At 36.7% G+C, this 10,193-nt stretch carries 8 protein-coding genes; 5 read left to right on the forward strand and 3 right to left on the reverse strand.

Annotated elements, in window-relative coordinates; genetic code table 11:
• Nucleotides 1-22: 22 nt before the first annotated feature.
• Together GHC26_RS11950 and GHC26_RS11955 are read left to right on the forward strand one after the other, a co-directional pair.
• A complete protein-coding gene (locus GHC26_RS11950; RefSeq protein ID WP_163971497.1) occupies nucleotides 23-637 on the forward strand; it encodes an alpha/beta hydrolase in 615 nt (204 codons plus the stop codon).
• Nucleotides 638-706: 69 nt separating this feature from the next.
• On the forward strand, nucleotides 707-874 hold the full coding sequence (locus tag GHC26_RS11955) for a hypothetical protein (protein ID WP_163971498.1): 168 nt from the start codon (nucleotides 707-709) through the stop codon (nucleotides 872-874).
• 162 nt (nucleotides 875-1,036) lie between these two features.
• Here GHC26_RS11955 and pepT read toward each other — a convergent pair whose 3' ends face one another.
• Nucleotides 1,037-2,269 (reverse strand): peptidase T, encoded by a 1,233-nt coding sequence (gene pepT / locus GHC26_RS11960; protein WP_163971499.1) that lies wholly within the window; start codon nucleotides 2,267-2,269, stop codon nucleotides 1,037-1,039.
• A 163-nt stretch (nucleotides 2,270-2,432) separates the two neighbouring features.
• Between pepT and GHC26_RS11965 the strand changes: the two genes are divergently transcribed.
• Together GHC26_RS11965 and GHC26_RS11970 are read left to right on the forward strand one after the other, a co-directional pair.
• Nucleotides 2,433-3,284: a sulfurtransferase gene (locus tag GHC26_RS11965; protein WP_163971500.1), complete on the forward strand. Its 852-nt coding sequence runs from the start codon at nucleotides 2,433-2,435 to the stop codon at nucleotides 3,282-3,284.
• Complete coding sequence (locus tag GHC26_RS11970) at nucleotides 3,277-3,855, forward strand: DNA-3-methyladenine glycosylase I (RefSeq protein WP_163971501.1); 579 nt, start codon at nucleotides 3,277-3,279, stop codon at nucleotides 3,853-3,855. The genes GHC26_RS11965 and GHC26_RS11970 overlap by 8 nt, the downstream gene beginning before the upstream one ends.
• Before the next feature lie 966 nt (nucleotides 3,856-4,821).
• On the opposite strand, the gene GHC26_RS11975 is transcribed toward GHC26_RS11970, so the two are convergent.
• Nucleotides 4,822-6,567: a methyl-accepting chemotaxis protein gene (locus tag GHC26_RS11975; RefSeq protein ID WP_163971502.1), complete on the reverse strand. Its 1,746-nt coding sequence runs from the start codon at nucleotides 6,565-6,567 to the stop codon at nucleotides 4,822-4,824.
• A 569-nt stretch (nucleotides 6,568-7,136) separates the two neighbouring features.
• Here GHC26_RS11975 and GHC26_RS11980 point away from each other — a divergent pair.
• The gene (locus GHC26_RS11980) at nucleotides 7,137-7,655 is read left to right on the forward strand and encodes a GNAT family N-acetyltransferase (RefSeq protein WP_163971503.1); all 519 of its coding nucleotides are present in this window, start codon (nucleotides 7,137-7,139) and stop codon (nucleotides 7,653-7,655) included.
• Between the two features lie 402 nt (nucleotides 7,656-8,057).
• Here GHC26_RS11980 and GHC26_RS11985 read toward each other — a convergent pair whose 3' ends face one another.
• Nucleotides 8,058-9,497, reverse strand: a complete 1,440-nt coding sequence (locus tag GHC26_RS11985) for an amidase family protein (protein WP_163971504.1) — start codon at nucleotides 9,495-9,497, stop codon at nucleotides 8,058-8,060.
• Between the last annotated feature and the right edge of the window lie 696 nt (nucleotides 9,498-10,193).

Here is a 10,193-nt window from a genome sequence, read left to right on the forward strand (position 1 = left end):
TAAAATGAAAGGAAGGGATCAAATGAAACATATATATCAGGAAGGGAAAGCGAATAAGCCAACATTATTGTTACTTCATGGAACAGGAGGAACAGAACAAGATCTATTACCAATTGCGGAAATGATAGAACCAGAAGCTTCTGTTTTAAGTGTACGGGGAAATGTTTCAGAAAATGGAATGCCACGTTTTTTCCGCCGTATTCGAGAAGGTGTATTTGATGAAGAAGATTTAGTATTTCGTACAAAGGAATTGTATGAATTTTTAGATGAAGCGTCAGCGAAGTATGGATTTAACCGGGATAATATCATTGCAATTGGCTACTCAAATGGTGCAAACATAGCAGGAAGTTTATTGTTCCATTATGAAAATGCATTAAAAGGGGCATTTTTACATCACCCAATGGTACCTAGAAGAGGAATTGAATTACCAGATTTAACGAATACCCCAGTGTTTATAGGTGCGGGTGATAATGATCCGATTTGCCCACCAGAAGAAAGTAAAGAGCTAGAGAAATTACTTCGTGAAGCTGGAGCACAGGTGGAATTACATTGGGAAAGCTTAGGCCATCAGCTGTCTAGAGGCGAGATTGAAAAAGCCAAAGAATTGTATGATAAACACTTCGGGAATCTAGGATAGGAAAGTAACGTTCACATCTGTACTGCTTTAGGCATACCCATGTGTAAAAGACTGAAGAGGGGATATGTCATGGAGCGTGGATGGACAAATCAAGCTACTTCTTATTCTGTCATTCGGGTGCTGCTTTTTTGGTGTGCATTGCTTGTTGTATCCAGTGTGTATATTACCACACCTCTTCTATCAGTTTTTTCTGATGAATTCTCAAGTAATGTCATCAATGGCTGCATGGACTTCTAGTACATTTTCTCTTTATTATGCGATTGGCTTATTGTAATGACATTTGGGCTTGCTTGGTGGTCGGTATGGGCGAAAATAGTTGATTGTTTTTGGCTTAGGCATATAAACAGAAAGCAACTAGATCATAACTATAGTTGGTGACCTAATTGCTTTTTGCTTTTATTAAGCTTTTGCTTCAAATAAGCGAGAAATTTCAATAATAACATTTGTTGCTTTTTCCATATTATCGACAGAAATATATTCAAATTTACCGTGGAAATTTTCACCGCCAGTAAAAATATTAGGTGTTGGTAAACCCTTATAGGAAAGCTGGGACCCATCTGTTCCACCTCTAACTGGCTCAATGATTGGGTTTATCTGTAAAGATTCCATTGCCTCTTTTGCGATATCAACAATTTCCATGACAGGTTCAATCTTTTCACGCATATTGTAATATTGATCAGCCATTTCCAATTCTACCGCGTCTTCTCCATAAGCTTTTTTCATTTCGTTAACAAACTGTTTAATGGTTTCTTTTCTTTTTTCAAAGTTTTCTCGGTCAAAGTCACGAATGATGTAAGATGCCTCTGTCTTCTCTACATTTCCATTCACTGAAACGAGATGATAGAACCCTTCATAGTTTTCGGTTGTTTCCGGTGCTTCATTTTTTGGTAACTTTTCAATGAATTCTGCTGCCATTTTCCCAGCGTTTACCATTTTATTCTTTGCTGTACCAGGATGCACACTATTTCCTTTGAAAATAATGCGCGCTGCGGCTGCATTGAAGCTTTCATATTGTAATTCCCCAAGAGGACCTCCATCTACTGTATAAGCATATGTAGCATTAAAACGGTTAACATCAAACTTGTGTGGTCCGCGCCCTATTTCTTCATCTGGTGTAAAGGCAACTCGTATTGTTCCATGCTTTATTTCTGGGTGATTAATGAGGTAAGCCATAGCTGTCATAATTTCAGCAATTCCTGCTTTATTATCAGCACCCAATAATGTTGTTCCATCTGTAGTAATTAATGTGTGTCCTTTGTATGTTGGAAGCTCTGGAAAATCGTTTGCACGTAATACGACATTTAACTTATCATTTAAAGTGAGATCATTACCATCAAAATTTTCCACAACCTGAGGATTTACATTTTTTCCAGTAAAATCTGTAGCTGTATCTAGGTGTGCCATAAATCCAATGGTTGGGACATCTTTATCTGTGTTAGCAGGTAATGTTGCCATTACATAGGCATGTTCATCTACTGAAACATCTTTCATCCCAATAGATTTTAGTTCTTCAACTAGAAGGTTTGCTAATTCAAATTGACCAGGTGTAGAAGGTGTTGTATCACTAGTGCCATCTGATTGTGTATCAACCTTTACGTATTTGGTAAAACGCTCGATTATTTCTTGTTTCATGTATTCCCTCTCCTTGTCTATTTATCTAATCTCTATACTGATTATACATGAAGTGTCCTTGTTTTTCTATTTGCAAAAACATTATGTCTTTTCACACGGAAGAAATACCATTATAGTGAATATAGAAAGCATTTATGAAAAATGTGATAAGGAGGTACCGTATATGGGTTCGTATTTTGTTTCACCAGGGTGGTTAAAAAATCACATAGAAAAGAACGTTGATGCAAACTTGGTAGTAGTAGATACGAGGTTTCAATTAAATGATGAAAATGCGGGAAGAAAGGCTTATATTGACGGCCATATTCCTAGTGCTATTTATTTAGACTTAGAGAAAGATTTATCAGGCAAAGCACAAAAACATGGTGGGAATCACCCATTGCCAGATATCGATACATTTGTGGCAAAAATCGGTAACATTGGAATTGATAACAATACAACAGTTGTTATTTATGATCAAGCCAATGATATGTTTGCTGCTCGGTTATGGTGGTTGCTCCACTATGTTGGACATGAAGATGTATATTTGTTAGATGGTGGATTTGATACTTGGGTGAAGGAAGGTAATCCGGTTACAACAGATATTCCTGAACTAGTTCCAAAAACGTTTCATCCCAACGTAAGCAGTGATGAAGTTGTCCATATCGAGGATGTTAAAGAAAAGCGAGATAACACTACCTTAATTGATTCTCGTTCAAAAGATCGGTATCTTGGTAAAACAGAGCCACTCTATAAAAAGGCTGGTCATATTCCTGGAGCCATAAATTACTTCTGGAGAGACGTATTAAAACCTGATGGTAGTTGGAAAACAGAAACAGAGCTCAAGGAACATTTTAACCAACTAGATAGAGAGGAAGAAATTATCGTTTCATGTGGTTCTGGTGTGTCTGCATGTGCCAATATACTGGCATTAAAGCTGGCAGGCTATGAAAATGTTAAGCTCTATCCTGGTAGTTATAGTGATTGGATCTCCTATGATGAAAATGAAGTAGAAACTGAGGAAAGAAATGATGAATAAACAACGATGTGCTTGGGTTACGGATGATCCAGTTTATATAGCCTATCATGACCAGGAGTGGGGGGTTGAAACACATGATGATCGACAATTATTTGAAATGTTATCGCTTGAAGGTGCACAGGCAGGCCTTAGTTGGATAACAATCCTGAAACGTCGAGAAAATTATAGAAAGGCATTTGATGATTTTGACCCTACCATTATTAGTAAGTATGATGATACCAAAATAGAAATGCTGCGAAAAAATGAAGGGATTATCCGTAATAAGCTTAAAATTCAATCTGTTGTTACCAATGCTCAAGCCTTTTTACGTATACAAGAGGCACATGGAAGTTTTGATGCGTATATTTGGCAGTTTGTGAATGGGGAGCAAATTACAAACCACTGGGAGAAGCATGAAGATGTACCAGATTACACCAATGAATCAGAGGCAATGAGCAAGGACTTGAAAAAACACGGATTTAAATTTGTCGGTCCTACGATTTGTTATGCTTTTATGCAGGCCACTGGGATGGTTTTTGATCACACGACAGACTGTTATCGATATAAGGAAAGCATAAAACACCCAAGCTAGTATTTAACGGGTTTACTTGTGAGGTGCAACATAATAAAACACAGACCAAATCACATAGTTTCCGTTATTAGATTCAGAGTATAATTAACAGAATAAAAGCGCAAGCGCCTTGATTACCCCCGATTAGAAAACTTGGCTTTGTCGCCAAGTGGCGAAATCCTTAGTTGCACTTATGCAGTAAGTAGTTTCTTATCTGCCAAGCATAAGCCAAGCCTCGACGTGGTGCTTTTTGCGCGTAATCTGGATAGATTTATGACCTCGAGGGGATAGGCGCTGGCCGATGAAAACTCGGGTGTCCTTATTTCTATCGGCACTAGGACGTCAATCGCAACGCCAGTACTAGCACGTCAATCGCTCGAAGCTTGACGTGGCCTTTCCTATAAAAGGCTGTAATGAGTCCAACTTTTTATACTTCCTTATCTTTTCAAAAGGACTTAGAGAAAATCTTCTCAAAGTCCTTTTATTTCACGTTAGGAAAGTATAAAATTTTAGCTAAGAAGTAGACTCGACGTGGCCAAAATGCCAAAATTTAATGTCCCAAGTATAAGAAAAACGAACACATTCGCTAAAGGACGAGCGAATGCGAGTTTTTCTAATTAATTGTTTGTTCAACGAAGTAAACCCGTTAGCTAGTACTGGATGTTTTATTCTTTTGCAAAACTTAGTGAAGTTAAATAATGCATAGGAAAATAGCACCTTTGGCTTTCACTTCGCTCAATTAATTAGCAGTAAAAATGATAACGCTTTTATCACTTGTTAACTGGCAGTAAGACCCCCACTTCAAGACTTCGGGAATCAAAGAAGTATAAGTGGGGGATAACTGCCAGTAAAAGTGAGATAAGTTCAACTAACATTCGGTGGGGGATGAAGGGCTGACTAAGAACGCCACGTCAATCGCAACATCGACACTAGCACGTCCTGTGCGTCGAAAAACCCCCACCGAATGGGTTAAGCTTTATGAATTTTTTAGACGTTAAATACTTTTAATTCATCATTTAACTTATCAGCGAGTTTTGCCAACTCACTTGCACTATCATATACATCGTCCATTGATCCAGCGGTTTGTTGAGCAGATGCAGCTACTTGCTCTACACTAGTTGCTGATTCTTCTGACACAGAAGCAATTTCTTCAATTGTATTATTCATGACAGTACTATTTTGAGCAATATCTGATAAAGTTTTGGATATGGCTGAGATATTTTCCGTCATATCTGAAACAGAGTTGTGAATGGTTTCGAAATTTCCTCTTGTCGTTTTTATTTGCTCTGTTCCTTCTTTTACTTCCTCATATCCACTATTTAGAGAATCTACTACATGATCTGTTTCTGTTTGAATACTTGTGACAATGTTCGTTATTTCTGTAATCGAATCAGCTACTTGTTCTGATAATTTTCGTACCTCTTCAGCTACAACGGCAAAACCTTTTCCATGTTCACCTGCTCTAGCTGCCTCGATGGCTGCATTTAATGCTAATAAGTTCGTTTGATCCGCAATATCTTTAATGACGAGCACTAATTTTGTAATATCATTTGATTGCTTTTCCAAACCTTGCACTTTTTTAACAGAATCCGTCACAATCATATCGATACGTTCCATCTGATTAACGGATTTTTCCATTAATGCAGTACCTTCATTTGTTAAGGTTTGTATTTGATTAGAATAAGATGCAACCTCTTCTCCATTTTGCTCAGATTGGCGTACTCTTTGAACAAAGTCATTCATATTTTCGGAAAGGGTCGTTGCACTATTTGCTTGTGTTTCAGAACCAGATGAAAGCTCGTCCATTGTTGAGGCAACTTGAATATTGCCCTCTTTCACATTGTTGGCAGACTTTGATAGTGCATCACTTTTAGCAGATACCAACTCCGATGCCTTTGTAATATTTTGTATAATGGAGTGAATATTGTTTTTCATTTTATTGGTTGCTACACTTAATTGTCCGATTTCGTCGTTACCGTTATATTCAACTGATTCAACATCGAGATTTCCATCAGCAACTTCTCTTGTTAAGGTCACCACATTTTTTAAGTTTGTGGCTATTTTACGACTAACAATTAACATGAAGGATATTCCAATACCTATTGCAACAAGAATTGCGATAGCCAGAATAACAATACTATTATTTAAACTGTCTTTTGCATTTTGGACAGAAGCTGTTTGTTCTTCATTTACCATATTTGTTAATTGGTTAATTAAGTTTACATTATTTAAGCGCAATGTACTTGATTCATCACGTAATGTAAGGGCTTCATTCATCTGGTCGTTTTCTACAGCGGTTGTGATTTCGTTCATGAACATATCATTGATTTGTACATCATTTTCTTTAATTTGTGAGAAGACTTCCTTCTGATCTTTTGTTTCCATGAGTGGATCAAGTGCTGCCATTGTTTCATCGAACTGATCTTGTCTATGTTGGAATTTATCAATATAAGATGCATTGGTTGTAATAATATAATCCGCAATATCTACATCTTTTGCTTGGACAATCGAGGCTAGTTGTGCCATTTCATTCACACGTAAGCTTCGCTGTTCAATGACATCAATATCTTCTTCTGCCTTATACAATTGTGAATAGACCATTGTTCCAGCTAAAACAAATAGTACTGCCGTTACAAGGAAGATGGTGATATACTTTCTACTAATCGGCAAATCTTTCCAATTAAATTTGTTTCTAGATTTTTTCTTTCCTTTTTGCTTTTTTTGTTTTTTCATATAAACCCCCAATAAAAGTAAATTTTTCCTGTATTCTGTTAAATCTAATTATAACGAAAGTTAGGTCTTTCGTCTAATATATGATAGGGAAAATTACTTATATAGGTGTTAGGGTTCTTTGATAGTTTTGTAGTATAGCCATTATCACACTTTCGTTACTAGCTTATTATCTTCTTTTGGCAGCCAAAAAAGTTACACTCATACGGAACTGCTTCATACTAAATTTTAGGCTCTTTTCATATTCTAATTATTTTTAATGTCGCACTTATGCCCGTGGTGAAAGCGACTGTCCGGAGCAGAAATCAACAGCACTATTTTACTGCACATAATCTATCAACTATGCATTAAGAGTTATATTTAAAAAACAAGACCTTTTATAAAACAGCAAAATTTTAAATTTTCCTCATTCGCATGTATCCCCAGATATGAACTTTTTCTCTAAAGTTTACATAATTTATCAAAAGATCAATGGGTTTGTAACTTATAAAATGGAAACTTTCAGAAACTTGCATTCTATTTATCTGCTCTAGTACAATACAAAAATGTGTGTGTTAAATAGGAGGCTAAATGTGCTACAAACAGAATTTCCATTAGAAGAAGACACAAGAAGTAAAAAAGACCTAAAAGAAGAATTAGATACGTTAGAGATTCAATTGTTTCGAATGCAAGAAAATATGAAGCAAATTGCAAAGCAGTCAGAAATTGTTAGTATTGATCAATCTAATCAAAACAATTGGGTTATTATTTATATAAATAAAGATAGGGAAACTGTTCAATTAATGTTGCATGATTGCCAGACACCATTTCGAGGCAAGTGGCATTCAGCAATACAGGCAGAATATAAATCAACAAATAGATTACACATTGCAGATATTAAAGGTGAAGAAAACCAAGGATATGGATCAATTCTGATGAATCACTTAAAGGAAATGGTACGATCAGAAAATGTTCAATATATTACAGGAGATATTGTAAAACGAGATTTTGATCATGTTGATCGTTTGCAGTATTTCTACCGTAAGCATAACTTTGAGGTTGATATTGATCATGAGGCTCAATATGGTAGGATTATTTGGAATGATGGGTAATGATTTCTCTCTTGAGGTAAATAATAGAGGAAACCATCATGTAACATAATAATTTGCAGATGGTTTCCTAGTATCTTTTAACAACCGTTTCGATATACTTTGCTAGATTGCTTGTTCCTCATTCCGTTGTTACCTGTAAACCCCTCGTTTGGAGCTTTATTTGTAGTCCTCGTTCCGTTATTGATCGTTTCTATCCTTATATTTTATTGATTTTACGCTATTAGCGGAACTAGAATTCGCCACACCCCTTTTAGATAGGTTTTCCTACCTTTAACGGAACGAGAATTCACATGCACACCTTGCTTAATCCTCATTTGTAAGACTTCAATTAAAAATAACTCTATTAATGGAAAAATAGTATACTAATTTCTCTACAATACAGGCCACTAATCGAATTTTTGATTATAGGGTAGGTGCTTTGCGGTGCAATGTTTTCTTTTCATAAGCATATGCCATTTCAATTAAGGTAGCTTCGGAAAATGCTTTACTTGTAAAGGTGATACCAATTGGTTTTCCTTCTGACGTATAGCCACCTGGTACGGTAATGGAAGGATAGCCTGGTTTAGCAGCAATTCCTGCTCCAAGATTATTAGCAAAAAGTAATGCATCCAGCTCATGGTCATCTATAATTTTATCAATTCCATTTTCCTGTGATTGCGCTAAATCTTGTATACGATCACGAAGGTATTCAGCTTCTGTTAATGTTCCACTTTTCTTTTCAGATGCTAGTAGTAACGTTTGGTCAAATTGTAATGCTTCCTTAGGGTGTGCTTGATTATAGTTAATGACATCTAATAGTGAATGTACAGGTGAGGATCCAGGTGAATTTTTTAAATACGCATTCACTCCATTTTTAAACTCATGAAACATTACACTTGATTTAGGTGTATTATTTAATTCAATAGAATCGACAATCGTAGCACCTAATGCTTCTAAATCTTTCACTGCTTGATTAAAAAGGGCCGTTTCTTCGTCGGTTAAATTAGTTAAATAGTTTCGTGGAATACCAATTCGTGTATTCTTGGCTCCGTCTTTATTTAAATATGATGTATAGTCTTGTATGACGATGGGATTCATTTTAGTTGCTGGATCTTTTTCATCGATACCTGATAGTACACCTAACAGGATAGCAGCATCTTCTACAGTTCGCGTCATTGGCCCAGCAGTATCTTGACTATTAGAAATGGGAATGATCCCAGTGCGACTTAATAGACCAACAGTAGGTTTAATTCCAACTAGTGAATTACTACTAGCAGGACTTAAAATAGATCCACTTGTTTCTGTCCCTATACCACCGACAGCAAAGTTGGCTGCAATACCAGCTCCTGTTCCAGCACTAGAACCACCAACATCAAATTTACCAGGGCCATATGGATTAAGAACCTGACCCCCTCTTGAACTATAACCATTTGGCATGCCTTCTGTCATAAAGTTTGCCCATTCTGTTAGATTCGCCTTTCCTAAAATGATGGCACCAGCATCACGTAATTGTTTTACAATAAAAGCATCTTCTGTTGCATAATGATGTTGTAATGCAACGGATCCTGCAGTTGTATGTGTCTTGTCAGCTGTGTCAATATTATCTTTTACAATAACAGGTATTCCGTGAAGTGGCCCACGAGCACCATCCTTTTTTCGTTCCACATCTAAGGCTTCTGCAATATGTAAGGCATCAGGATTTACTTCTACAATGGCATTGATTTGTGGTCCATCTTGGTTATAGTTGGCAATTTGTTTCAAGTATAGAAGTGTTAATTGTTTTGCCGATAGATTGCCAGCTTCCATTTGTTGTTGTATTTGTTTAATGGTGTTCTCTCCTAATTGAAATGAATCAGTATGCATGATATCTTCCCCCTTAGTTAAACTAATATAAGTATACCGACATTTTCAATATATTGCGATAGTTATATGTTGATTTATTTTTGAATGGTTTCTCCTAGGCTGTTTTCTAAACGATTGTTGTTTTCTAGTGAAATGGTTGCATATAAGATGTATTATACGCAATAGTTTAGCTATGAATACCGCTACGGAAATACACTTCGCTTTCACCAGGGGCATAAGTGCGACATCTGTTCAAACTATTCGTTTTCACAGTGTCTTCTTTACCGCAGGCGGCTGTTGAGCCTCCTCGTGCTACTCGTCTTTAGGGGTCTTACCTATGCCTCTTCGACGAACAGGACGTTCTAGTGTCGGCGTTGGTCACAGGACGTGACCGACGTTAGCCGACGAACTGCAGGAGTCTGCGTATATTTCCTTCGCTAGTGATGTGTTTTTGTTATATATCATCATTAATGGGAATCCGCTGACGGAACTGTTGCCAGCTAAATACCAATAAAATTATATGTTTATCATCATATCTTCTTACTATTCTTACTTCTGTTGAGTGACTATTCCAAGCAGCGGAAAATGCGAGACTCCTACGGGAAAAGGAACAGTCTGAAGACCCCACAGCGAGCGTACTTTGCTCGCGAGGAGCATTCCTGTTTGTAAAGTAAAAGGGACTTGATATAAAAATAGCCCTCTTGTATGATGTTTGAG

It is taken from the genome of Oceanobacillus halotolerans, assembly GCF_010993955.1.
GTDB lineage: Bacteria > Bacillota > Bacilli > Bacillales > Amphibacillaceae > Oceanibacillus_A > Oceanibacillus_A halotolerans.